Here is a 23,562-nt window from a genome sequence, read left to right as displayed (position 1 = left end):
TGCTCACTGCAACCCCCGGATCGCTCGCACCGGGCGCCGTCGGCCGGCGATGGTCCACGCCATGTCGACCGTCTCGCGGGTCTCGGGCACCTCGTGCACGCGGTAGATGCGGGCGCCGGCCATCGCGCAGATGGCCGTGGCCGCCAGGGTCCCGGTCAGCCGCTCCCCCACCGGGCGGTCGAGCGTCTCGCCCACGAAGTCCTTGTTCGAGAGCGAGACCAGCACCGGCCAGCCGGTGGCCACCATCTCGCCGAGGCGGCGGGTGACCTCGAGGGAGTGGAAGGTGTTCTTGCCGAAGTCGTGCGCCGGGTCGATCACCAGCGACTCGCGCGCCACGCCCGCGGCCAGTGCCCGCTCGGCGTAGCCGACGGTGTCCTCGATCGCGGAGCGCACGACGTCGTCGTACTCCACGCGGTAGGGCCGCGTGCGCGGCGTCGCCCCGCCGGTGTGCGTGCAGATGAGCGCGACGTCGTGCCGGGCGGCGACGTCGACCAGCTCGGGGTCGGCGCCACCCCACGCGTCGTTGAGCACGTCCGCGCCCGCGGCGCAGACGGCGTCGCCCACCTCGGCGCGCCAGGTGTCGACCGAGATCACCAGGCCGGGGTAGGTCTCACGCACCCGGGCCACGAAGTCGACGACGCGCGACTTCTCCTCCGCGGCGTCGATCTCGACGCCGGGCGCGGCCTTGATGCCGCCGATGTCGACCACCTCAGCGCCCTGCTCGACGACCAGCGAGACGCGCTCGAACGCCTTGTCCTCCGCCCAGGTGGCGCCGCGGTCGTAGAAGGAGTCGGGGGTGCGGTTGACGATCGCCATCATCAGCGTGGCGTCGTCGTCGAAGGTGTGGCGGCCCAGGCGCAGCGTCATACCAGGCTCACCGCCGCCGGGCGCTCGACGCGCGGGTCGTCGCCGCCGTCGCCCAGGCCCGCGACGCCGGCCCGGGTCAGCGCGGCTGCCAGGATCTGGCGCGACATGCCACCGAGGTCGCGCAGCGACTGGTGGCGGTGCGCCCGGGTGCCGAGGTCGACCTGCGCCAGGGCGGCGGCGCCGTGGGTGCGCGCCGTGTCGACCAGCGCGGCCAGCTCGACGGCGTACCCGGTGGGCACGCTGAGGGTCTCGAACTGCGAGCGGCGCACCGCCCACTCCCCGGCGAGTGGCTGGTGCAGCCCGCCCAGCTCGGGGAAGAGCAGGGCGATCAGCGGACGCGCCACCAGCTCGGTGACCCGCCCTCCCTCGAAGGGCACCGCCGCGGTGCCGTCGTCGGTGGTGAAGGGGCGCTCGTAGAAGCCTTTGACGAGCGCGACGGTGGGGTCGGTGAGCAGCGGGCCGAGCAGGCCGGGCACGAAGTGGGTGTCCCAGTCGGTGAGGTCGGCGTCCATGAAGACGATCAGCTCGCCCGTCGTCACGAACTGCGACTTCCACATCGCCTCGCCCTTGCCCGGGTGGCTGCCCAGGTCGGGGCGGATCTCCGCGGAGCGGTGCACCACGGCGCCGGCGTCGGTGGCCACGGCGTAGGTGGCGTCGGTGGAGTCGGAGTCGATGACGACGATCTCGTCGAGCAGCGCCACCGTGTCCACCAGCGCCTCGCGCACCCGCGTGACGACGTCGCCCACGGTGGCGGCCTCGTTGCGGGCCGGCACCACGAGGCTGACGCCGCCCGGCGCCGCCGTCGCCTTGAGCTCGAGGAGGCGGCTCAGCGACAGGTCCGCCCAGTGGGAGGTGGTGATGGACGAGCCACTGCTCGTCGCTCCAACGTCCTCGACCACGACGCTGAGCCTACGGTCCGGCCGGTAGTGCCACCGCCCGGGCCGACCCCATGGCGGCCCGGGCGGGTCACGCTGCGAGACGGCGACACACGGTCTGCGCCGCACCCGTGACCCCGACGGCACCGCCGGGGTCACGGGGCCACGCCCTGCGTGACGAGGGGGGGCGTCAGGGCGTGGTCGGGGGCACCGGCTGGCCGTCCACGAGGAACAGCCCGTTGGCCGGCGGCTGGTGGTAGAGGTCCGCACCGATGGGCGCGGTGTTGTCCTCGATGGTCACGCCGGTCACCGTCATCGAGCCGGTGGAGCTGTTCCACAGCCCGCCGCCCTGTGCGGCCGCGTCGTTGCCGGTGACGCTGCCGCCGGTGTAGAGCACGACGCCCGCGCCGGTGGTGTGGAACCCGCCGCCGTTGCCGGGGTTGGCACCGGTGGTGTTGTCGGTGAGGTCGACGCCGGTGAGCGTCACCGTGCCCACGTTGGTCTCGATGCCGCCGCCGGCACGCGGGGCGTCGTTGCCCGAGACCACGGTGTCGGTGACGACGAGCGTGCCCAGGTTGTTGAGCAGCCCGCCGCCGGAGCCCGCGGCCCCGGTGGCCCGGTTGCCGTCGACGGTGGAGCCGGTGACGGTCAGCGTGCCGCCGTCGTTGTAGAGGCCGCCACCGCCCTGGTCGGCCGCCGCACCCTCGGCGGTGTTGCCGGTGATGGTGGAGTCGGTGACGGTGAACGTCCCCGTGGCCGAGTTCCACAGGCCGCCGCCCTCGGCGGAGGCGGTGTTGCCGGTCACCTGCGTGCCGGCCACGGTCACCTCACCGGCGCCGGTCAGGTGCACGCCGCCGCCGTTGCCCGGGTTCGGGCCGGTGGCGTTCTGGTCGAGCACGGAGTCGCGGATCGTCGTGCTGCCCACGTTGGCCTCGACGGCGCCGCCGGCGCGCGTCGCCACGTTGCCGCGGAACGCGGTGTCGGTGACCTCGGCGTTGCCGAGGTTGTTGAACAGTCCGCCGCCGGAGCCGGCAGCACCCGAGGCCGCGTTGTTCACGACCTGCGAGCCCTGCACCGTGAGGTCGCCACCGTCGTTGAAGATGCCGCCGCCGCCGTTGTCCGCCGCGGCACCGCGCGCGAAGTTGCCCCTCACCTCGGTGTTGGAGACCAGGAACTCACCGTCGGCGGAGTTCCAGAGCCCGCCACCCTCGGAGCCGGCCTCGTTGGCCACCACGGTGGAGCCGAGCACCAGCACCGTGCCGGCACCGGTGAGGTGCAGGCCGCCGCCGTTGCCGGGGGCGTCGCCGGTGGCGTTGCCCTCGAGGGTGACCGACCGCAGCGCGGTGGTGCCGCCGTCGGCCTCGACGCCGCCGCCCGCGCGGGGCGCGGAGTTGCCGGCCACGGTGGTCGTGCGCAGGTCCAGCTCGCCGCCGTCGTTGAGGATGCCGCCACCGGAGCCCGCGGCGCCGGTGGCCTCGTTGCCCTCGACGGTCGAGCGGGTCACCGTGAGCGAGCCGCCGTCGTTGAAGATGCCGCCGCCGCCCTGGTCGGCCGCCGCGCCCTGGGCGGTGTTGCCCGTGACGGTGGTGCGGTCCACGAGGAAGGTGCCCTCGGCGGAGTTCCAGAGCCCACCGCCCTCGGCGCCCGCGCCGTTGCCGGTCACGGTGCTGCCGAGCACGCGCACCTCGCCCTCGCCGGTCAGGTGCACGGCGCCGCCGTTGCCCGGGGCGAAGCCGGTCGCGTTGCCGCGCATGGTGGTGCCGCGGATGACGGTCGTGCCGCCCAGCGCCTCGACGGCGCCACCGGCGCGGGCCGCGCGGTTGTCCACCAGGCGGGAGTTGATGATCTGGGCGGTGCCGCCGTCGTTGAAGATCGCGCCACCGGAGGAGCCCTCGCCGCGCACGACGCTGCGGCTGATCGTGGAGCCGCGGACGACGAGCTGGCCCTGGCTGCGGATCGCCCCGCCGCTCTCACCGCTCGCGGCGGCGGCGTTGCTGATGTTCAGGCGCTGCAGCACCAGCCGGGTGTCGGGGCGCACGTCGAAGGCGCGGTCGACACCGCGCACGTTGAGGGTGTTGCCGTTGCCCACGATCACCAGGTCGTCGGTGATGTCGAGGTCGCCGCGCATCGGGCCGTTGCCCTGCCCCTGACCGGGGCCGAGGTCGATGTCGCGGCGCAGCACGATGCGGTCCTGGCCGGCGCGGGCGTTGGCCTTGCGCACCGCGCGGCGCAGCTGCAGGCTCGTGCCCACCTGGGTGGTCGCGGCGGCGCTGGGTCCGCTGGTGCGCTCGGCGGGTGCGGACGGCGCTGCGGTGGCGCTCGTCGTCGTCACCCCGCTCAGGGCGGCGAACGCGAGGCTCCCCGCGGTGGCTCCGATGGCCAGGCGGATGCCCGGCCTCCTGCTGCGGGTGCTGCGGCTGCTGCTCCGGGTGCTCGGGTCGGTCATGCGTCACTGCCTCTCGCTCGCGTGCGTGCGGTCGAGAGGGTCTACGGGTGCCGGAGCGGCCCTGTTGAAACGATCGGGAGAAAGTTCCTCAGCGGTGCAGCAGCGCGCGGGTGCGGGCGACGACGTCCTCGAGCGCCGCCGTGGCGACCGGGCTGAACAGGCCCATGTCGATGAAGCCGTGCACCAGGCCGTCGTAGCGGGTCCGGTCGACGGCGACGCCGGCCGCGGCGAGCGCGTCGGCGTAGGCCTCGCCCTCGTCGCGCAGGGGGTCGAACTCGGCGGTCACGAGGACGGCCGGTGCCACGCCGGAGAAGTCGCCCTTGAGCGGCGAGAGGGTCGGGTCGTCGAGGTCGGCGTCGGTCACGCCCTCGAGGTAGCAGCCGATGAACCACTCCATCATCGGCATGTCGAGGAAGTAGCCCTCGGCGTTCTCGACCCGCGAGGCGTACTCGCCGGTGATGTCGGTGGCGGGGTAGATCAGCAGCTGCGCGTCCACGAGGTCGGGCAGCTGCTGGGCTGCGATGGCCGAGAGGTTGCCCCCGGCGGAGTCGCCCCCGACGCCCAGCACCTCGCCGCCTCCCAGCTCGGCGCGGTGCTCGTGGGCCCAGCGCACCGCGGCGAGCGCGTCGTCGACCGCCGCGGGCCAGGGGTGCTCGGGCGCGAGCCGGTAGTCCACGGAGACGACGACGGCCTCGGCGCCGCGGCACAGGTGGCGGCAGGTCTGGTCGTGGGTGTCGAGGTCGCCGATCACGAAGCCACCGCCGTGCAGGTAGACCAGGGTCGGCCAGCCGTCCGCCGGACGCTCGCCGTCGGGGCGGTAGACGCGCGCCGGGCGGCCGCCCGCGGTCGTCTCCTCCACCGAGCCGACCGGAACCTGCGTCTCGGGCGTGACGACGTCGATGGTCATCGCGCGCATCGCCAGGCGCGCCACCTCCGGCCCCGACTCCGAGAACGGCGGGTGGCCGGCGTCGGCCATCATCTGCAGGAGGGTCGCGGTACCGGGGTCCAGGGGCATGCGGCGAATCTAGCGGCCCTGTCCCCGATAGTGCGCAGCAAAGTGGTCGCTAGGACGGCCGGATCACGACCACTTTGCTGCGCACTATCGCCCCGTGGGTCCCTCAGGAGACGGTGAAGCTCGTGAACGGCTTGAGGGAGGCGTTGCCCGCGGCGTCGACGAGCTGCGCGTCGAACCCGTAGCTGCCCGGCGCCAGGCTGACGACGTGCTGCCAGCCGCTGCTGGCGGACCCCGGCGCGGCGAGGGTCGCGGGGATCCGGCGGGCACCGGCGCCCCAGGTGCCGTCGGGGCGCAGCCAGAGGCCGCTGGCGTTGTCGCGCACCTGCACGTAGGCCAGCGTGACGCCGACGTCGTCGGTGCCCGTGCCGCGCAGCGTGACCGAGGGCCCGGCGACGACGGCGCGGGCGGCGGGCGCGGTCACGGCCACCGTCGGGGCGGTGGTGTCGGGCACGGCGGTGTCGACGCGGAACGAGGTCCACGGCTTCACCGAGGCGTTGCCGGCGGCGTCGAGGGCCTGCACGTCGAAGCCGTAGCTGCCATCGGGCAGCGTGACGCCGAGGCTCCACCCGGTGCTGGCGGACCCCGGGGCGGCCACCAGCGCGGCGATCCGTCGCGCGCCGTCGCCCCAGGTGCCGTCGGCCCGCAGCCACTGCCCGCTGGCGTTGTCGCGCACCTGCACCCACACCGAGCTCACGCCGGTGTCGTCGGCGGCCGTGCCGGTGAGCGTGACGGCGCCGCTGGTGAGGCGCTGGCCGGCGGACGGCGCCGTGACGGCGGCGGTCGGTGCGGTGGTGTCGGGCACCCGGCTGCTGACGGTGAGGGTGCGCCAGGTGGCAGCGGAGAGGTTGCCGGCGGCGTCGCGGGCCTGCATCTCGTACCCGTAGCGGCCGTCGCGCAGCGGCACGGCCAGACTCCACGCGGTGGTGGTGCCGCCGGGCGTGGCGAGCGTGACCGGCACGCGCCGCGCGCCTCGCTCCCACGTGCCGTCGGCGCGCAGCCACAGGTTGGTGTCGTTGTCGCGCACCTGCACCCAGGCGGCGGTGACCCCTCGGTCGTCGACGGCGGTGCCGGCGAAGGTCACCTCGGGGCTGGCCAACGTGGCACCGGCCTCGGGCGAGGTGGTCTGCGTGATGGGCGCGCTGGTGTCCGCCGGCGTGCCCAGCATGGAGAAGAGCACTGCTCCGGAACCAGTGCTCTCGTTGCCGGCACGGTCGGTGCCACCGGCCTCGAAGCGGTAGCTGCCGGCCGGCAGCTGGAGCGCCAGGGTCCAGTCGGTGCTGGGCGCTCCGGGGCCGGCGAGGTCGACCGGCAGCTTGGCGGCGGTGGTGCCCCAGGTGCCGTTGGTCTGGCGCCACAGCCCGGTGCCGTCGTCGCGCAGCCGGACCCAGCCGGAGACCACGGCGGTGTCGTCGGCCAGGGTGCCGGTGATGGTCAGGGACTCGCCCGGGAGGCTCTGACCCGGCGTCGGCGAGGTGACGGCGACGACGGGCGCGGCGTCGTCGACCGGCACGCCGCCGAGCAGCGCGCTCGTGTCGGTGGCGTAGACCTGGTAGCCCTCGGAGGTGTCGCCGGCGACCATGTTGCGTGCGGCGCTGAGGAAGGTGACCACCGATCCGTCGGCGTCGGGCACCGGGCGGAAGGACTGGCCGTCGGCGCCGCCGCCCGTGGTGCTGCGGCTGATCAGGTAGTTGCGGCCTGTCTCGCGGTTGCGGAAGAACACGTCGCCGTAGGAGTTGTGGTCGTCCTCGGTGAGGTTGCCCGAGAAGCTGTTGAAGACGAAGTGGGTGCCGTCGTCGGTCACGAAGCCGCGCAGCGCCTCGTCGCTGCCGTCGCCGCCGGAGACCGAGAGGCTCTCGCGCGCGACGGTGTTCGCGAACTGGTCGTAGGTGTAGACGTCGGAGAGCCCGTTGGTGTCGCTGGGCACGATTGCGGAGTAGCTGTTGAAGACCACCAGCCGGCCGTCGGGGCTCAGGTAGGGCCGCGAGCCGCCCATCGGCTTGGCGTCGGAGGGCCGGATGCTGGCGCGGCGCGTCGTCCCCGTGGCGAGGTCGCGGATGAAGATGCTCTCGCCGTTGACCTGCGTGCCGGCCACCAGGTTGGACGCCGACGACGCCCAGGCCACGTAGCGGCCGTTGTCGCTGACCATGCCGCGGTAGCTGCGGTTGTTGCCCAGCGCGCCGTCGGCCGCCTTGCTGATCAGCGTGGTGGTCCCGGCCAGGCGGTCGCGCAGGTAGACCTGCTCCTGGCCGTTGCCGCCCGCGGAGGTGAGGTTGGACCCGAAGCTGGAGAAGGCGACGTAGCGGCCGTTGCGCGAGATCATGGGGCGGCTCGAGGCGCCGTTGACCGCACGTCCGTCGACGCCGACGCTGATCAGCTCGGTGTCGCCCGCCGCGACGTCGCGCACGAACACGTTGCGGCCGACGCTGCGGGCGCCGGAGTCGAGGGCGGCGTCGGAGACGAACGCCACCAGGTTGCCGCTGTCGTCGGGCCAGCTGAGGCTGCTCCACTCGCTGGTGGGCGTGCCGGCGTCGTCGGCGCTGATCACCGTCAGCTGCCCAGTCACCAGGTCCTTGCGGTAGACGCGCAGGCCCCAGGTGGTGATGCCCGGGTGGATGTTGGTCGAGGCGGTGTCGAAGGTGACGAAGCGACCGTTGCCGCTGATCTGCGGACGGTCGGCGGCCCGGTTGCCGGGCACGCCCGTGCTGGAGGCCGAGACCAGCATGGTGGCGGCGGTGCTCGACGTCGCGCTGGTACCGCTGGTCTCGGCGGCGGTGGCCGGTGCGACGGCGAGCGCGCTCCCGGCCCCGGCGAGCAGCAACGCCACGGCGGCTGCGCGCCGTCGGCTGGATGTGCTGGTGCTGGTCGTGCGCGCACAAGCGTGCGTCGTCGTCGCCGTCATCGGCTGTTCCTCCCCCGGTGCGGGCGCCTCCCCCATGAACACGCCCAGAGCGCCGCTCCCCACGGCGCTCCTCCACCCTCGCGGTTACCGATGCGTTGCGCCAGGTGACAGGGGAACCCGGGCCGCAAATGGCCCGTGCGGACTACGTCTGCCCACCTGTCTGGACCATGGCGCAGGCAGCCGACACCTGCGATGCCCTCAGCGCAGGTGCAGCCGGACCGCCCGGGCGAGCGCTGCGGCGTGCCGGGCCTGGCCGGCGCGCGAGGTCAGACGGCGGGCGTCGCCGCGGTCGCGCAGGTTGCCGAGCTCGACCAGCGCGGTGGGCACGTCGGAAAGGTTGAGGGTCGCGAGGTCGCTGCGGACGTCGATGCCGGTGCCGCGGGCCACGTAGGTGGCGGGCCGCAGGCCGGCGCGGCGCAGCGAGCCGCGCACGTCGCGGGCCAGGTGCAGCGAGGGGCGGGCGATGTCGTGGGTCCACGGGCGGCGCGCCGGCGGGACGATCACGTGGAAGCCGCGGGCTCCGCGGGCGTAGGAGCCGTCGGCGTGGATGCTGAGCTTGAGGTCCGCGGCCCCACCCGAGGGCAGCCGGTTGCCGGCACGGCCGCGCGCGTCCACGCACGGTCCCCAGCGCCGGGCGCTGTTGCTCGTGCGGGTGAGCACCACCCGCGCGCCCATCCGCTCGAGGCGGCGCTGCAGCAGGCGGGTCACCTGCCAGACGATCGTGGCCTCGGGCACGCCGCCGTTCGTCGCCGTCCCGGTCGTGTTGCACGGCTTGCGGAACCCACCGGCGGGCACCAGCCGCGAGGTCTGCCGGGGGAAGCGGGCGTTGCCGAGCTGATGACCGGCGTCGAGGACGACGACGCGGCCGGCGAGGGGTTCGCGGTCCGCGGCACCGGCCAGCACTCCCCCGACGAGTGCCGAGTGTCCCTCGTCGTCCGCGGCCGCCGGCGCAGCCGGCAGGACGGCGAGCAGCAGCGCGCTCGCGAGACCCGCGGCCCACGCACGCATCACTCGTACCCGAGGATCTCCCGGCGCTTCTCGCCCCAGGCCAGCGCCGAGGCGATCGCGTCGTCGAGGCTCAGCTCGGTGCGCCAGTCCAGCAGCTGCGTGGCCTTGTCGGCGTTGGCGAACGCGCCGACGGCGTCGCCGGGGCGCGGCGGGGCCTCGGCGAGCGGCACCGAGCGGCCGAAGACGCGCTCGAAGGAGGCCACCAGCTCGCGCACGGTGACGCCGTCGCCGGTGCCGAGGTTGATGATCGTGCTCGGCGCATCAACGGCGGCCAGGGCGTCGTCGAAGCGCTCGACGGCGCGCACGTGAGCGCGGGCAAGGTCCCAGACGTGGATGTAGTCGCGGATGCCGGTGCCGTCGCGGGTGGGCAGGTCGGTGCCGGTGATCGTGAACTGCGGCTTGACGCCGCGCGCCGCCATCACGAGCTGGCCGAGCACGTGCGAGGGCTCCTTGGCGTAGATGCCGGAGGTGAGGCCCGGGTCGGAGCCGATCGGGTTGAAGTAGCGCAGGATGATGGCGCGCAGGTTCGTGGCCGCGGCCATGTCCTGCAGCACCTGCTCCATCATGTGCTTGGTGCGCGCGTACGGGGAGTTGGGCGCCAGCGGGTCGCTCTCGAGGACCTCGAAGCCCTCCTTGACGTCGTAGAGCGAGGCCGAGCTGGAGAAGATCACGCGCGGCAGGTCGAGCGCGGCGAGCTCGTCGAAGAGCTCCAGCGACTTGGCCACGTTGTCGCGGTAGTACTCGTAGGGCTGCTCCACCGACTCGGGCACCACGATCCGCGCGGCCATGTGCACGGTGGCCTCGAGGTCGGGGTGCTCGTCGCGGATGCGGCGCAGCAGCGCCCGGTCGGCGATGTCACCCTCGTAGAAGATGCGTCCCGCGGTGAACACGCGCGGCCCGGTGAGCAGGCTGTCGAGCACCACCGGCGTGTGCCCCGCCTCCTCGAGCGCCGTCGCCGTCGTCGAGCCGAGGTAGCCGGCGCCGCCGGTCACGAGGATCTTCACGGGGTCACTGTAGGTGGCGGGGGTCGCGCGGTGTCGATCGCGATAGTGCGTAGCAAAGTGGTCGTCATCCGGGGCGTCCCACAACCGTCTTGCTGCGGACTATCGGCCCACTGGCCGTCCACAGCGCGGGGTCGCCCGCCGGGCCGTCCACAGGGTCGGGAGACCGAGGCGCGCGCAGGGTGGGGAACGTCCAGGCTCCGGCGGCATGGAGACCGACGCCGACGCCGCCAGCCGGCTGTGGTGCCACCGACCCCCGGGGTTGGTGGCACCGCGACGGCTCGACCCCACGGGTTCCGCGGGGCCGACCCGGGGGCAGGTGCGGTCGGGGCGCTGGCTCGCGGTGGCGCCGCGGTGGTACGTGCCCACGGCCGGCCGGCCCACGACCGTCGAGCAGCGCATCCTGGAGCAGGGGCACCGGGTGCTCGGCGACTGCCGTGGCGCGGTGACCGGCTGGGCGGCGCTGCGGTGGCAGGGCGCTGCGTACTTCGACGGCCGTGGGCCGGGCGGCGACGCCGACCTGCCCGTGCCGCTGCTGGCGGGCGCCACGATGCTGCGGGCCCACCCGGCGTCGGTCACGAGCAGGGTCCGGTTGGCGTCGTACGACCGGCACCTCGTGGCCGGCATCCCCGTGACGACGCCCCTGCGTGCCCTCTTCGACGAGGTCGTGGCCCGCGGCGAGCTCTGGGAGGCGGTCGTGGCCGTGAGCATGGTGCTGGCGGCCGGACTGGTGGACATCGAGCAGCTGGCGACCTACGCCTACCGGCGCACCTCGTGGACCGGCATCCAGCTCTTCCGCGACGCCTGGCCGCTGGCGACGGCGCGGGCCCGCTCGGCGCGCGAGGCGTGGCTGCTCTGTGCCTGGCGCGACGCCGACCTGCCCGAGCCGCTCGTCAACGAGCCTGTGTTCGACCTGGACGAGCGACTGATCGGCGTCCCCGACCTGTTCGACCCGCGGCGCGGGCTCGCCGGCGAGTACCAGGGCGCCTACCACTGGCAGCGTCCGGGCCAGCGGGGCCGCGACCTGGCACGGGGCGAGCGCTTCCGTGCGCACCACCTGACACCGGTGGAGGTCGCCCAGGGCGACACCCGCGGTGGGGCCGTGACCCGGCTCAGGTCGGCCTGGAACCGGCGCGCCGACATCGCGCCGAGCCGTCGCACGTGGACCCTCGACCAGCCCGACTGGTGGAAGGAGAGGGAAGAACGGGACGCCGAGCAGCTGCGGCGTGAGCGCGGCCCGTGGCCGCCACCGTGCCCGCCCCTCCCGGCGCTGCCCGACCTCGCTGGCCGATAGTCCGCAGCAAGATGGTCGTTCCCGAGGCGCTGGGGCGACCACTTTGCTGAGGAATATCGGGTCAGCCCAGGCCCAGCAGCACCCGCGCCTCGGACGGCGTCATGGGGCGCCGCTGGGCCAGCTCGCCCATCGCGACGGCGCGCTCCACCAGCTGCGCGTTGCTCTCCACGGGCACGCCGCGGGCCAGGGTGAGCACGTCCTCCATGCCCACCCGCAGGTGGCCGCCCTTGGAGAGCGAGGCCAGGCCGACGGCGAGCGTCGAGCGACCGATGCCGGTGGCGCCCCACGAGGTCACCTGGGGCGGCAGCGCCGCGACGCCGGCGACCAGCGCGTCGGCGGTGCCGGGCATGCCGCCGGGCACACCCATCACGAAGTCGACGTGCACCTTCTCGCCCACCGGCAGCCCGTAGCGGTCGAGCAGCCGACCGAGCGCGGCCACCTGGCCGAGGTCGAACAGCTCGAACTCCGGGGCCACCCCCCGCTCCTGCGCCAGCTGGTACAGCTCGCACACGAACGGCCACGGGTTGAGGAAGACGTCGTCGCCGAAGTTGGTGGTGCCCATCGTGAGGCTGCACGAGTCGGGCTCGGCGTCGAGCACCCGCAGCCGCTCCTCGAGCGGGTCGTGCACCGACCCGCCGGTCGAGAGCTGCACCACGAGCGACGACGACTCGCGCACCGCCGCCACCCACTCGCGCAGCAGCACCTGGTCCAGCGTGGGGGCGTGCTCGCCGTCGCGCACGTGCAGGTGGATCATCGCGGCCCCGGCCGCCTCGCACGCGCGGGCGGTGGTGGCCAGCTCCTCGGGGGTGGTGGGCAGCTGGGGGCAGTCGGCCTTGCTGGTCTCGGCCCCGGTGGGGGCCACGGTCACCAGCAGCGCCTCGGGTGGCACGCTCATGCGGCGCATCCTGCCAGCACCTCTCGCCGACCCGCGCAGGGCTGTGAGCCCCGTCGCTCTCTAGTCTTGGTCGATGCGCCGGCCCGTCGTCCTCCTGCTCGCGGGAGTGCTCACGGTGCTGACGCTGCTGCTCCTCGCCGGGCACGGCCCGTGGGCCGGCGAGACGCTGTGGGCGATCAACGGCACGACGCACGGCCTGAACGACGGCGACGTCCCGGTGCTGGTCGCGTGGGCGGTCGGCATGGCGGCGTGCGCGTACCTGTGGCGCGAGGAGCGCTGAGGTGCGGGCGGTCGTGCAGCGGGTGCGCTCGGCGCAGGTGGAGGTCGGCGGCGCCGTCGTCGGCGCGATCACCGAGCCCGGGTTGCTGGTCTACCTCGGCGTCACGCACGACGACGGCGACCCCGAGGTGGGCTGGATGGCGCGCAAGCTGTGGGGCGTGCGGATCCTGCGCGAGGAGCAGTCGGCCTCCGACGTCGGCGCGCCACTGCTCGTCGTCAGCCAGTTCACGCTCTACGGCGACGCCCGCAAGGGCCGCCGCCCCACCTGGCAGGCGGCCGCGCCCGGGCCGGTGAGCGAGCCGCTCTACGACGCCGTCTGCCGCGAGCTGGCCGGCCTGGGTGCGCACGTGGAGCGCGGCGTCTTCGGTGCCGACATGGCGGTGACCTCGGTGAACGACGGCCCGATCACCCTGATCCTCGAGACCCCACCGCGATAGTGCGCAGCAAAGTGGTCGCTCATCTGGGCGGAGCACGACCACTTTGCTACGCACTATCGGGCCCCGGGGCAGCTCAGCCCTCCAGCAACCCCAGCAGGTACGTGCCGTACCCGGACTTGCGCAGCGGCTCGGCCAGCTCGGCGAGGCGGGCGTCGTCGATGAAGCCCATCCGCCAGGCGACCTCCTCGGGGGCACCGATCTTGAGGCCCTGGCGGTGCTCGATGGCGCGGATGTAGTTGGCGGCGTCGTTGAGGTCCTCCACCGTGCCGGTGTCGAGCCACGCCGACCCCCGCGGCAGCACCCCGACGGAGAGCTGGTCGGCCTCGAGGTAGATGCGGTTGAGATCGGTGATCTCCAGCTCGCCGCGCGCCGAGGGCTTGAGCCCGCGGGCGTGCCCCACCACCGACGAGTCGTAGAAGTACAGCCCCGGCACCGCGTACGGAGACCGTGGCGAGGCGGGCTTCTCCTCCAGCGAGATCGCCCGCAGCGAGTCGTCGAACTCCACGACGCCGTAGGCAGTGGGGTCCGAGACGCGGTAGGCGAAGACGGCGGCGCCCTCGAGGTCGGCGAAGCGGCGCAGCTGGGTGCCCAGCCCCGTCCCGTAGAAGATGTTGTCGCCGAGCACCAGTGCCACCGGCTCGCCGGCGATGAACTCCTCGCCGATCAGGAACGCCTGGGCGAGGCCGTCGGGCGAGGGCTGGACGGCGTACTCGATGCGCATCCCCCACTGAGAGCCGTCACCGAGCAGCCGCCGGAACGGCTCGGCCTCGTGCGGGGTGGTGATCACCAGCACCTCGCGGATGCCGGCCAGCATCAGCGTGGAGAGCGGGTAGTAGATCATCGGCTTGTCGTAGACCGGCATCAGCTGCTTGCTCACCGCGTGGGTGATGGGGTGCAGCCGGCTGCCGGTGCCACCGGCCAGGACGATTCCGCGCATGGGCCAACCCTAGGGTCAGGACGCCGGACGATGCGTCAGTACGCCCCGGAGCTCGCCGTCACCGCGCGCACGGTCTTCACCAGGATGCTGAGGTCCTGCATCATCGACCAGTTGTCCACGTAGTAGAGGTCCAGGCGCACGGCCTCCTCCCACGACAGGTCGGATCGGCCCGAGACCTGCCACAGGCCGGTCATCCCGGGGCGCACGTGCAGACGACGGGTGGTGTCGGCCTCGTAGGTGTCGACCTCGGAGCGCAGCGGCGGGCGCGGGCCCACCAGGCTCATCTCACCGCGGACGACGTTGAGCAGCTGGGGCAGCTCGTCGAGCGAAAACCGGCGCAACCAGCGTCCGGGCCCGGTGATGCGCGGGTCGTCCTTCATCTTGAACAGGCCGCCGGAGTGCTTGCTGCTCGCGTGCAGCGCGGCCAACCGCGCCTCGGCGTCGGGCACCATCGAGCGGAACTTCAGGCAGTCGAACTCCTCGCCCTGCCGACCGATCCGGGTCTGGCGGAACAGCACGGGCCCGCCGTCGTCGCGCTTGACCAGCAGCGCGATCACGGCGAACACGGGCGAGAGAAGCACCAGCAGCAGGCCGGCGCCGACGACGTCGAAGGTGCGCTTGCCCCAGCGGGAGGCGTCGGTCCAGGTGGGCGGGTCGATGTGCATGAGCGGCAGGCCGCCGACGGGGCGCACCTTGACGCGGTCGGAGGAGATGTCGGTGACGCTGGGGGCCACCACCACCTGCACGGGCTCGCTCTCCAGCTCCCACACGCGACGGCGCAACTCGCCGGCGCTCTCGAAGGCGCCGCCGGCGAAGAAGACGACGTCGACCTCGGCCTCGGCGGCAATCGCGCCCACCTGCTCGCAGTCACCGAACACCGGCAGCCCCGAGTGCGTCGTCGAGCGCTCGTGCGTGGCGGGGGTGAGCGCCCCGACGACGTGGTAGCCCAGCCACGACTCGCGCCGGATCACGGCGGCCACCTCGTCGACGTGCGAGGGCGAGCCGGCGATCAGCACGCGCTGGGTGAGGACGCCACGACGCCGAGCGCTGTGCAGCGCGCGGCGCAGCAGCCAGCGGCCAGTGACCGTGGCGGGCACGCCCACGCCGAAGGCGATGACGAAGAAGCCGCGCGAGAGCGGGAAGTTGGCCAGGTAGCAGCCGACTCCGGTGAGGCCGGCGGCCAGCAGCCCGGCGTTGAAGACGCGCTTGAACTCGTCGGTGCCGGCGCCGAAGACCTCGGGGCGGTAGCCGCCGAGGATGGCGATGGCAGCCACCGTGCCGAGCAGCATCAGGGGGCCGACAAGCAGGACCGAGTCCAGGATCATGCCGGGAGTCTCGAAGAGGTTCTCGCGGCTGAACGTGGCCAGCGCGATGGCGCAGGCCACGACTCCGAGGTCGCTGAGTGCCGCGAACGCCGGCAGCGCCCGCCAGGCACGGGTGCTGCGTCGCCCGACGCCGAGGCCGGCCCGAGTGATGTCGGCTTGCAAGGTCATACGTGCTGCTCCCCCATGACGCGCCTGGGTAGTCGGTGGGAACCGGCCCCCAAACGCCTACGACTCCGGAGCGTCCCTGCTCCTGGCGTCATTCCCGAGCGTCACCCTACGGGCGAAGCGGCGTACGCGCAGCATGTGGAGGTATCCATTCCGTGAACACCCATTCCGAAATGCTCGAGTTCGGGAAGACCGGAGCAGACCACTACTGTGCGGCGGGTGCAGCGCGTACTCGTCACCGGCGGCGCCGGCTTCATCGGCTCCAACTTCGTCCACCACCTCGTCAGCCACACCGACCTGACCGTCACCGTGCTGGACAAGCTCACCTACGCCGCGAGCCGCGACGCGCTGGCGGGGCTGCCCGAGAGCCGCGTGCGCCTGGTGGTGGGCGACGTCGCCGACGCCGGGACCGTCGACCCGCTGGTGGCCGAGCACGACGCCGTCGTGCACTACGCGGCCGAGAGCCACAACGACAACTCGCTCACCGACCCCAGCCCGTTCGTGCAGACCAACCTGATCGGCACGTTCACGCTGCTGGAGGCGGCCCGTCGTCACGACACCCGGCTGCACCACATCTCCACCGACGAGGTGTACGGCGACCTGGAGCTCGACGACCCCGAGCGGTTCACCGAGGCGACGCCCTACAACCCCAGCAGCCCCTACTCCTCCACCAAGGCCGGCTCGGACCTGCTGGTGCGCGCCTGGGTGCGCAGCTTCGGCGTGCGCGCCACCATCTCCAACTGCTCGAACAACTACGGCCCCTGGCAGCACATCGAGAAGTTCATCCCGCGCCAGATCACCAACGTCGTCGACGGCGTGCGCCCCAAGCTGTACGGCTCGGGCGAGAACGTGCGCGACTGGATCCACGCCGACGACCACTCCTCGGCGGTGCTGGCGATCCTCGAGCGCGGCGCGATCGGCGAGACCTACCTGATCGGCGCCGACGGCGAGAAGAACAACCTCGAGGTGGTGCGACTGATCCTGGGCCTGATGGGCCAGCCCGAGGACGCCTTCGACCACGTGACCGACCGCGCCGGCCACGACCTGCGCTACGCCATCGACTCCACCAAGCTGCGCACCGAGCTGGGCTGGCTGCCCCAGTTCGGCGACTTCGAGGCCGGTCTGGCCGCCACGATCGACTGGTACCGCGAGCACGAGGCGTGGTGGCGCCCGCACAAGGACGCCACCGAGGCCACCTACGCCGCGAAGGGCCAGTGACCGTGCCGGATCAGGCCCAGGAGCTGCGCATCGAGGAGACCCCGATCCCGGGCCTGCTCGTGGTGCACCTGCCGGTGCACGAGGACGCCCGCGGCTGGTTCAAGGAGAACTGGCAGCGCGAGAAGATGGTGGCGCTGGGCCTGCCCGACTTCGCACCGGTGCAGAACAACGTCTCATTCAACGCCAGCCGCGGCGCCACGCGCGGGATCCACACCGAGCCGTGGGACAAGTTCGTCTCGGTGGCCAACGGTCGCGCCTTCGCGGCGTGGGTGGACATGCGCGAGGGCCCCACCTTCGGCGCCACCCACCACGTGGTCCTCGACGCCGGCACGGCGGTGTTCGTGCCCCGCGGCGTGGGCAACAGCTACCAGACCCTCACCGACGGCGTCGCCTACACCTACCTGGTCAACGAGCACTGGCGGCCCGGCCGCTCCTACCCCGCGCTCGACCTGGGTGACCCGAGCGCCGCGATCCCGTGGCCGATCCCGCTCGCAGAGGCCGAGATCTCCGAGAAGGACACCACCAACCCCACCCTCGACGACGTCACGCCGATGCCGCCGAAGAAGGTGCTGGTCACCGGGGGCAACGGTCAGCTGGGCCGCGCGCTGCAGGCGGCGTTCCCCTACGCGGACGCCGTCGACCTCGACGAGCTCGACCTCACCGACCCCGCCGCCGTCGCCGCCTGGCCCTGGCACGAGTACCACCTGGTGCTCAACGCCGCGGCCTACACCGCCGTCGACGCGGCCGAGACCCCCGAGGGCCGCACAGCGTGCTGGGCCGCCAACGCCACCGCGCCCGCCCTGCTGGCGAAGGTGGCCGACGAGCACCACCTCACGCTGGTGCACATCTCCAGCGACTACGTCTTCGACGGCGAGCAGGCGGGCCCCGAGGGGCACACCGAGACCGAGCCGTTCTCGCCGCTGGGCGTCTACGGCCAGGCCAAGGCCGCCGGCGACCTCGCCGTCGGCACCGCCCAGCGCCACTACGTCGTCCGCACCTCGTGGGTGATCGGCGAGGGCGGCAACTTCGTGCGCACGATGCGCTCGTTGGCCGAGAAGGGCGTCAGCCCCACCGTGGTCGCCGACCAGGTCGGCCGTCTGACCTTCACCGGCGAGCTGGTGCGCGGCATCCGCCACCTGCTCGAGACCCGTGCGCCATACGGCACCTACCACCTCACCAACGGCGGCGAGCCGACGTCGTGGGCCGACGTCGCGTGCGCCGTCTTCGAGCGCTCCGGCCGCAGGGCCGACGACGTCACGCCCTGCACGACCGAGGAGTACGGCGCCGGCAAGCAGCTGGCCCCCCGCCCGCTCACGAGCACCCTGGACCTCGCCAAGATCCGCGCCACCGGCTTCGAGCCCGAGCCCGCCCTCGAGGCGCTGGATCGCTACCTCGCCTGAGCGCGAGCCGCTCCCAACCGCTGGTTGAGCCGGGCGAGCGCCAGCGAGCCCGTGTCGAAACTCCGCAAGACCGCCCTCCCACATCGACAAGAGTCGCCGGAGGGCACGCAGCTCACCATGGTGTCGACACGCTCGGCGCTGGGGCGCCTCACGGCTCAACCAGCGATCAGCGGAGAGGTCGTCAGCGGCGGCGGTAGAGCCCGGCCAGTGCAGGCCGCACGTCAGCCAGGTACACGAACGCCGCGATGGTGAAGACGATGTTCAGGATGCCGGTGCCGAGCAGCAGCTGCAGCGCGACGCCGAGCCCCAGGATCAGCGCCCAGGCGGGCTTGGTGAGCTTGCCGGCGGCCTCGTAGGCGTCGGCGGAGTACATCAGCGAGTTGACGAAGGCGAAGATCTTCACGGCCAGGAGCACGAAGACGACGATGAGCATGACGTTCGCCTGGAGCTGGAAGATCACGCGCTCAGCCTAGCCAACGCAGACGCACAGGACCCCCGAGCCAGGAGGCTCGGGGGTCCGGGTCACCACCCCTGACGGGGTGAGAGGTGACGTCAGCTGGCGTCGGCGGCCTTGTCCGCGGTGTCGGCGACCTTGTCGGCGGCCTTCTCGGCGTTCGCCGCCACGGTCTTCTTGGCGGTGGTGGCCTTCTTGGTGGTGGTCTTCTTGGCAGCCGAGGCCTTCTTGGCCGGGGTGCTCTTCTTCGCCGCGGTGGTCTTCTTGGCGGCGGTGTCCTTGACCTCGGCGGTCTTCGCGGCGGTCTTGTCGGCCACCTCGGAGGTCTTGCGGGCCGCGGTCTTCTTGACGTCGGCGGTCTGGCGCGCGGCGCTCGAGGCGGTGGTGCGGCGAGCGGCGGACTTGTCGGCGCCGGGGGTCTTGGGGGCGTCGATCACGTCGGCGACGGCCTCGATGGCGTCCTCGACCTCGTCGGCGAACTCGTCGAGCACGCCGGCCACCTCGCCGCGCAGGCGCTTGACGGTGGTCTCGCCGCGCTTGGCGAGGTCCTCGTAGGTGGCGACGGTGGTGACGACGCCGTTGTTGACCTGCTCCTGCAGCTCGTTGATGCGCGCCTCGACGGCGGCGCGGCGGGCCTTGGCGTCCTTGCTGACGGCCTCGACGCGCTCGTTGACGACGGAGGTGGCCTGCGAGCGCAGCGCGCGGGGGCTGGGGTCGAAGTCCTTGACGGTCTTCTGCACGTCGGCGACGCGGGCCTGCACGGTGCTGCGGGTCTCGACCACGGTGCCGCGCACGTACTCGACGGCGTAGTCGGCGGCGCCGACACCCGCGTAGAACGGCTTGGCCGCGACGGCGGGGATCTCGATGGACTTGATGTCGAACTTGGCCTTGGCCATGTCAGGACTCCTTCAGTGAGGTGACTCGGGTGGACTGGTGCTCGTCGTCCGCACGGGGCGTCTGCCCCGATGCCGGACCCGAGTCGGGCTCCAGCGCTGCGTTCATCGCCAGGAACGACGAGTAGACGTCGAGGAGCGACTGCTTCTGCCGCTCGGTGAGGTGGGTGTCGGCCAGGATGGACAGCTCCACGGAGCTGTCGCCACTGCCGGACCCCTCCTCGGGGTCGAGGATCCCGGCGCGGACGTAGAGCTGCTCCGCGCTGATCCTCAGGGCCTTCGCGATCTGCTGCATGACCTCGGCCGAGGGCTTGCGCAGACCGCGCTCGATCTGGCTCAGGTAGGGGTTGGAGACGCCGGCCTGCTCGGCCAGCTGCCGCAGGGAGAGACGCGAGGCGGTGCGCTGCTCCTTGAGGTAGTCGCCGAGGGACCCGACTGCGGTCCCGACCTTTCCCTTCGCCATGCCTCCCAGTGTGCTAGCAAGAGTTAGCGCTTGCAAACTCAGCTAGCGTGAGGTCGTTCACACTCCCTGTCAACCACCAGAACAAGCCGCTGACCTGCCGTTTCAGGCGCTAGCACCTGCAAGCACCTCGACGTCGTCGAGCACCGCGCGCACCTCACCGACCGGCTGGCCGGCTCCCAGCAGGGGCGCCTCGCCGGTGGCGCGCAGCGCGTGGCCGTCGTTGCCGCGCTCCAGGTCGACGCCGTCGCGCACCAGCGCGGCCGCCATCAGCACCGGGCGGGCGCGGGCGCCGCCGTCCTCGATCTTGAGCGCGTAGGCGCGACCGTCGGGCAGCGCGACGACGTAGCAGGCCTCGGCGCCGGCCTTGCCGATGGCGCCGGGGACGGCCGTCAGCAGCGCGCGCTCGTCGCGGCTGCTGCCGGAGACCATCTCGGGGTGGGCGCGGATCGCCTCGGCCACCCGCTCCTCGGGGCCGGTGTGCGCGACGGCCAGCGTGCGGAAGGCGCGGGCCAGCCCGGTGAGCGAGCAGGAGAGCAGCGGGGCGCCGCAGCCGTCGACCGCCACCTGCGCCGGCTCGCCGGTGAGCTCCTCGAAGGTGGCGCGGATGGCCACCTGCAGCGGGTGCTCGGGGTCGCGGTAGCTCTCGGTGGGCCAGTCGTTGAGCACGCAGGTGGCGAGCATCGCGGCGTGCTTGCCCGAGCAGTTCATGGTCAGCGACTCGCGCTCCCCGCCCCGGCGGAGCACGGCCTCGCGGGCGGCGTCGTCGAGCGGGTAGTCGGGCGGCGTCTGCAGCGCGTCGACCTTGAGGCCGGCGCCCTTGAGGATCTTCTTGACGCCCTTGAGGTGCATCTCCTCGCCCGAGTGCGAGGCGCACGCGAGCGCCAGCAGGTCGGCGGGCAGGTCGAGCCCGAGCCGCACCATGGCCAGCGCCTGGATCGGCTTGTTGCACGAGCGCGCCAGGATCGGCCGCTCGACGTCGCCGATGCGCCAGGCGGGCTCACCCTCGGCCCCCAGCGCGACCAGGGCGCCGTAGTGGTGCCCCTCCACGATCCCGGAGCGGACGATCTCGGCGACGACAGGCTGGCTCACGCCGTCACCCTAGGGGCCGCATCCCGATAGTCCGCAGCAAGGTGGTCGTGGTCCGGTGGCTTTCACGACCACTTTGCTGCGGACTATCGCGGATGGGTCAGCCGGCCCAGATCCCGCGGAAGGCGGCGGGGGTCTGGTCGCCGCGGGTCTCGATCAGCTCCCAGCCGGCCACCGCGCCGGACCAGTCGGCGATGCGGTCGTCGGTGATCTGCGAGGTGGCGCCGCTGGGGTCGGTGACCCACACGGTGCCCTCCTGGCGGCGCACGTCGTAGCTCTGGCTGCGGCCGAGGTTGGCGTCGTCGAACTCGCCGGTGAGCAGCAGGGTCTCGGGGGCCTCGGCGGAGGGGTCCACCACCACGAGCGCCCAGCGGCCGGGGGCGGCCACGAGCCGGACCCCGGAGCGGGGCAGCGGCTGCTCGGCCTCGAGCGCCTGCACCACCGAGGCCTCGGAGATGGTGAGCGCCACGAACCCGGACGGCGAGAAGCCACTCTCGGCGAAGCGGATCTCGGCGCCGATGCGCTGCACCGGGGCCTCCAGCTCGGTCTCGACCACGCCCTTGGCAGGCGCGTTCTCGACCTTCTCGCCGTGCCGCAGCGCGCCGTCGGCGCGGGCGATCCCGGTGCGCCCCTCCCCCACGCTGATGCTGCTCCAGCCGCGCCGCGGCAGGTCCTGGGTGGTGAAGTCGACCTCGAGGGTGCGCGGCACGTCCGGCAGCGGGGTGAGCGGGTCGGAGGTGGGGGGCGCGGTGGGCTCGGGCACGGGCGCCTCGGAGCCCAGCGGCTCCTCGTCGATCGGCGACGCCGCCCCGGACGGCGAGCCGGCAGGCGACGACGACTCCACCGCGGTGTCGCGCGAGAGCCCACTGCCGCCGGCGCCCGGCGGGTTGAGCACCACGAACACGGCCGCGGCGCCCACGAGCGCGGCCAGCACCACGACCACCACCTGCGTCGCGCGCCCGCCGGACTCACCCATGACCCTCAATCTCTCTCACTGGCTCTCACTCGGTTCCGACGCCGGCCCGCACCAGCGCCTGCGCCGCCACCTCGAGCCGCGCGACCCAGGGGTCGACCTCCTCGACCACCGGCCCCTCGAGCGTGAAGTCCAGCAGGGCGCCGTCGTCGGCCTGGGGCCAGTCCACCCCGCAGTCGGGGGTGGCGGTGGTGGCGAACGTCGTCCAGCACTCGTTGACCTGCTCGGCGAGCGCGCCGGAGCCGGGGGTCTGCGGGTCGCCCTCGGTGTCGCCGAACACGTAGGGGTAGTCGGCGCCGTGCACCGCGCCGTCGTTGGCGGCGCGGCCCTCCTCGGAGGTGATCGAGAAGCGGTAGCGCCAGGTGGGCGCCCGCTCGGCGTGCTGCTGCGCCAGCCGCGCGGCGGGCTCGGTGAAGACGAGGTCGTTGAGGAAGTGGGCGTCGAAGGTGCCCGCGTTGCCGTAGGCGGCGAGTGCCGACTCCTCGAGCCCGGCCACGAACGTCTGCCGCAGCGCCACGGGGTCGACGCCGAGGAAGGTGAAGCTGGGGTCGAGCAGCTCGCGGTCGGTGGTGCCCACGATCCACGGCACGGGCGCCTCGTCGCCGGCGGCGAAGGTGTCGCTCACCGAGGCGGGCAGCACCGAGTCGAGGACCGGCGCCTGGTTGGCCAGCTGGTAGGTGGGCAGCAGCGCCACCTCCTCGACGTCGAGCTCGCGCAGCGCGGCGGCGTCGTCGGTGTCGCCACCCGGCAACGACCCCATCACCGCGGCACCCTCCTCGGCGGCGGCCTCGTAGGTGGGCGTCACCTCGTTGCCCAGCCCCGAGCCGGTCACGGCGCGGGCGAAGAGCCCCTCGGTGCGCGGGCTGCTCATCAGGAAGTTCACCGAGGCTCCGCCGGCGGAGATGCCGAAGATGGTCACCTGGTGGGGGTCGCCGCCGAACTCCCCGATGTTCTCCTGCACCCACTCCAGAGCGGCTACCTGGTCGAGCAGCCCGAAGTTGGCCACCTGCTCCTCGCCGTCGGCCTCCTGCTCGGCGGCCAGCGCAGGGTGCGCGAGGTAGCCCAGGCGACCGAGCCGGTAGTTCAGCGAGACCAGGACGACGCCGTCGGCCACCGTGCCGCGCACTATCTCGTCGGTCAGGTCGCCGTTGCCGAGCGTGAGGCCGCCGCCGTGCAGCCAGACCATCACCGGCAGGTCGTCGGCCTCGGTGTCGGGCCGCCAGACGTTGAGGTAGAGGCAGTCCTCGCTCGTGCCCTCGGCCAACCCACCCTCGGCGCCCGGCTGGGGGCAGGAGTCGCCGAACTCCTCGGCGTCGCGCTCGCCCTCCCAGCCGGCGGCAGGCTCGGGCGGGCGCCAGCGCAGGTCACCCACCGGCGGTGCCGCGTAGGGGATGCCGCGGTAGGCGCGGACGTCGTCGCGGGCCACGCCCTGCAGCTCGCCGCCCTCGACCTCGACCGAGACCGGGTCGCCGTCGTCAGCGAGGAAGCAGCCCGAGAGCAGCGCGCACACCAGCACCGCGGGCAGCAGCGCCCAACGGCGACGACGGGGCATGACGCTCCAAGGCGGGAGGGAGGCGGAGGGAGAGGGGGGAGCACGCGCGCCCGCGAGCAGGCGCCAGGCCAGGGTAGTGC

Annotated in this window: 21 protein-coding genes; 5 read left to right on the top strand and 16 right to left on the bottom strand. The window is 73.1% G+C overall.

Translation table 11 applies throughout. The features are described from left to right. Window positions 1–3: 3 nt before the first annotated feature. The 7 genes from folP to galE form a co-directional block, all read right to left on the bottom strand. Window positions 4–867, bottom strand: coding sequence for a dihydropteroate synthase (folP, locus tag ABD948_RS03810; protein WP_345262810.1), 864 nt, complete (start codon window positions 865–867; stop codon window positions 4–6). Beyond that, window positions 864–1,766 carry a glucosyl-3-phosphoglycerate synthase gene (locus ABD948_RS03805; RefSeq protein ID WP_345262808.1) on the bottom strand — a complete coding sequence of 301 codons (903 nt, stop codon included), beginning with the start codon at window positions 1,764–1,766 and terminating at the stop codon, window positions 864–866. Before ABD948_RS03805 ends, folP begins: the two co-directional genes overlap by 4 nt. Window positions 1,767–1,932: 166 nt before the next feature. After that, window positions 1,933–4,188: a beta strand repeat-containing protein gene (locus ABD948_RS03800; RefSeq protein WP_345262806.1), complete on the bottom strand. Its 2,256-nt coding sequence runs from the start codon at window positions 4,186–4,188 to the stop codon at window positions 1,933–1,935. An 88-nt stretch (window positions 4,189–4,276) separates the two neighbouring features. Further along, window positions 4,277–5,203, bottom strand: coding sequence for an alpha/beta hydrolase (locus tag ABD948_RS03795; protein ID WP_345262804.1), 927 nt, complete (start codon window positions 5,201–5,203; stop codon window positions 4,277–4,279). A 103-nt stretch (window positions 5,204–5,306) separates the two neighbouring features. Next, a complete protein-coding gene (locus tag ABD948_RS03790; protein WP_345262802.1) occupies window positions 5,307–8,027 on the bottom strand; it encodes an Ig-like domain-containing protein in 2,721 nt (906 codons plus the stop codon). Between the two features lie 273 nt (window positions 8,028–8,300). Next, on the bottom strand, window positions 8,301–9,110 hold the full coding sequence (locus ABD948_RS03785) for an N-acetylmuramoyl-L-alanine amidase family protein (protein WP_345262800.1): 810 nt from the start codon (window positions 9,108–9,110) through the stop codon (window positions 8,301–8,303). After that, complete coding sequence (galE, locus tag ABD948_RS03780; protein WP_345262798.1) at window positions 9,110–10,114, bottom strand: UDP-glucose 4-epimerase GalE; 1,005 nt, start codon at window positions 10,112–10,114, stop codon at window positions 9,110–9,112. Before galE ends, ABD948_RS03785 begins: the two co-directional genes overlap by 1 nt. 205 nt (window positions 10,115–10,319) lie before the next feature. On the opposite strand from galE, the gene ABD948_RS03775 reads away from it, so the two are divergent. Then, the gene (locus tag ABD948_RS03775; protein WP_345262796.1) at window positions 10,320–11,405 is read left to right on the top strand and encodes a hypothetical protein; all 1,086 of its coding nucleotides are present in this window, start codon (window positions 10,320–10,322) and stop codon (window positions 11,403–11,405) included. Window positions 11,406–11,466: 61 nt separating this feature from the next. On the opposite strand, the gene ABD948_RS03770 is transcribed toward ABD948_RS03775, so the two are convergent. Further along, on the bottom strand, window positions 11,467–12,300 hold the full coding sequence (locus ABD948_RS03770) for a beta-keto acid cleavage family enzyme (RefSeq protein WP_345262794.1): 834 nt from the start codon (window positions 12,298–12,300) through the stop codon (window positions 11,467–11,469). 73 nt (window positions 12,301–12,373) lie between these two features. Here ABD948_RS03770 and ABD948_RS03765 point away from each other — a divergent pair, with 73 nt between their 5' ends. Both ABD948_RS03765 and dtd read left to right on the top strand, forming a co-directional pair. After that, window positions 12,374–12,580 (top strand): hypothetical protein, encoded by a 207-nt coding sequence (locus tag ABD948_RS03765; RefSeq protein ID WP_345262792.1) that lies wholly within the window; start codon window positions 12,374–12,376, stop codon window positions 12,578–12,580. 1 nt (window position 12,581) lies between these two features. After that, window positions 12,582–13,016, top strand: a complete 435-nt coding sequence (gene dtd, locus ABD948_RS03760; protein ID WP_345262790.1) for a D-aminoacyl-tRNA deacylase — start codon at window positions 12,582–12,584, stop codon at window positions 13,014–13,016. A gap of 73 nt (window positions 13,017–13,089) precedes the next feature. Here the strand turns inward: dtd and rfbA are convergent, their stop codons facing one another. Both rfbA and ABD948_RS03750 read right to left on the bottom strand, forming a co-directional pair. Further along, the gene (gene rfbA / locus ABD948_RS03755; protein ID WP_345262788.1) at window positions 13,090–13,953 is read right to left on the bottom strand and encodes a glucose-1-phosphate thymidylyltransferase RfbA; all 864 of its coding nucleotides are present in this window, start codon (window positions 13,951–13,953) and stop codon (window positions 13,090–13,092) included. A 35-nt stretch (window positions 13,954–13,988) separates the two neighbouring features. Beyond that, window positions 13,989–15,446 (bottom strand): sugar transferase, encoded by a 1,458-nt coding sequence (locus ABD948_RS03750; protein ID WP_345262786.1) that lies wholly within the window; start codon window positions 15,444–15,446, stop codon window positions 13,989–13,991. A gap of 216 nt (window positions 15,447–15,662) precedes the next feature. On the opposite strand from ABD948_RS03750, the gene rfbB reads away from it, so the two are divergent. Together rfbB and ABD948_RS03740 are read left to right on the top strand one after the other, a co-directional pair. Then, window positions 15,663–16,661 (top strand): dTDP-glucose 4,6-dehydratase, encoded by a 999-nt coding sequence (gene rfbB / locus ABD948_RS03745; protein WP_345262784.1) that lies wholly within the window; start codon window positions 15,663–15,665, stop codon window positions 16,659–16,661. A 2-nt stretch (window positions 16,662–16,663) separates the two neighbouring features. Beyond that, entirely contained in the window at window positions 16,664–18,061 is a 1,398-nt protein-coding gene (locus tag ABD948_RS03740) for a sugar nucleotide-binding protein (RefSeq protein ID WP_345264451.1), read from the top strand. Window positions 18,062–18,242: 181 nt separating this feature from the next. On the opposite strand, the gene ABD948_RS03735 is transcribed toward ABD948_RS03740, so the two are convergent. The 6 genes from ABD948_RS03735 to ABD948_RS03710 all read right to left on the bottom strand — a co-directional run bounded on the left by ABD948_RS03735 (window position 18,243) and on the right by ABD948_RS03710 (window position 23,482). Next, complete coding sequence (locus ABD948_RS03735) at window positions 18,243–18,521, bottom strand: DUF2516 family protein (protein ID WP_345262782.1); 279 nt, start codon at window positions 18,519–18,521, stop codon at window positions 18,243–18,245. A 92-nt stretch (window positions 18,522–18,613) separates the two neighbouring features. Beyond that, window positions 18,614–19,411: a hypothetical protein gene (locus ABD948_RS03730; protein WP_345262780.1), complete on the bottom strand. Its 798-nt coding sequence runs from the start codon at window positions 19,409–19,411 to the stop codon at window positions 18,614–18,616. Between the two features lies 1 nt (window position 19,412). Beyond that, complete coding sequence (locus ABD948_RS03725; RefSeq protein ID WP_345262778.1) at window positions 19,413–19,871, bottom strand: helix-turn-helix domain-containing protein; 459 nt, start codon at window positions 19,869–19,871, stop codon at window positions 19,413–19,415. 102 nt (window positions 19,872–19,973) lie between these two features. Next, on the bottom strand, window positions 19,974–20,960 hold the full coding sequence (locus ABD948_RS03720) for an asparaginase (protein WP_345262776.1): 987 nt from the start codon (window positions 20,958–20,960) through the stop codon (window positions 19,974–19,976). 97 nt (window positions 20,961–21,057) lie between these two features. Further along, window positions 21,058–21,933, bottom strand: a complete 876-nt coding sequence (locus ABD948_RS03715) for a hypothetical protein (RefSeq protein ID WP_345262774.1) — start codon at window positions 21,931–21,933, stop codon at window positions 21,058–21,060. 25 nt (window positions 21,934–21,958) lie between these two features. Further along, window positions 21,959–23,482 carry a carboxylesterase/lipase family protein gene (locus ABD948_RS03710; RefSeq protein WP_345262772.1) on the bottom strand — a complete coding sequence of 508 codons (1,524 nt, stop codon included), beginning with the start codon at window positions 23,480–23,482 and terminating at the stop codon, window positions 21,959–21,961. Between the last annotated feature and the right edge of the window lie 80 nt (window positions 23,483–23,562).

Source organism: Nocardioides nanhaiensis, assembly GCF_039542785.1.
In the GTDB taxonomy this organism is placed as follows: domain Bacteria; phylum Actinomycetota; class Actinomycetes; order Propionibacteriales; family Nocardioidaceae; genus Nocardioides; species Nocardioides nanhaiensis.
This window is presented reverse-complemented; position numbering and strand designations above follow the sequence as displayed.

Excerpts from the sequence above, each read along its gene's own strand:
- rfbA (WP_345262788.1), bottom strand. The coding sequence starts at position 13,953 with ATGCGCGGAATCGTCCTGGCCGGTGGCACCGGCAGCCGGCTGCACCCC.
- ABD948_RS03775 (WP_345262796.1), top strand. The coding sequence starts at position 10,320 with ATGGAGACCGACGCCGACGCCGCCAGCCGGCTGTGGTGCCACCGACCC.
- ABD948_RS03770 (WP_345262794.1), bottom strand. The coding sequence starts at position 12,300 with ATGAGCGTGCCACCCGAGGCGCTGCTGGTGACCGTGGCCCCCACCGGG.
- ABD948_RS03715 (WP_345262774.1), bottom strand. The coding sequence starts at position 21,933 with ATGGGTGAGTCCGGCGGGCGCGCGACGCAGGTGGTGGTCGTGGTGCTG.
- ABD948_RS03725 (WP_345262778.1), bottom strand. The coding sequence starts at position 19,871 with ATGGCGAAGGGAAAGGTCGGGACCGCAGTCGGGTCCCTCGGCGACTAC.
- ABD948_RS03765 (WP_345262792.1), top strand. The coding sequence starts at position 12,374 with ATGCGCCGGCCCGTCGTCCTCCTGCTCGCGGGAGTGCTCACGGTGCTG.
- ABD948_RS03785 (WP_345262800.1), bottom strand. The coding sequence starts at position 9,110 with ATGCGTGCGTGGGCCGCGGGTCTCGCGAGCGCGCTGCTGCTCGCCGTC.
- ABD948_RS03750 (WP_345262786.1), bottom strand. The coding sequence starts at position 15,446 with ATGACCTTGCAAGCCGACATCACTCGGGCCGGCCTCGGCGTCGGGCGA.
- folP (WP_345262810.1), bottom strand. The coding sequence starts at position 867 with ATGACGCTGCGCCTGGGCCGCCACACCTTCGACGACGACGCCACGCTG.
- ABD948_RS03800 (WP_345262806.1), bottom strand. The coding sequence starts at position 4,188 with ATGACCGACCCGAGCACCCGGAGCAGCAGCCGCAGCACCCGCAGCAGG.
- ABD948_RS03730 (WP_345262780.1), bottom strand. The coding sequence starts at position 19,411 with ATGGCCAAGGCCAAGTTCGACATCAAGTCCATCGAGATCCCCGCCGTC.
- ABD948_RS03795 (WP_345262804.1), bottom strand. The coding sequence starts at position 5,203 with ATGCCCCTGGACCCCGGTACCGCGACCCTCCTGCAGATGATGGCCGAC.
- ABD948_RS03710 (WP_345262772.1), bottom strand. The coding sequence starts at position 23,482 with ATGCCCCGTCGTCGCCGTTGGGCGCTGCTGCCCGCGGTGCTGGTGTGC.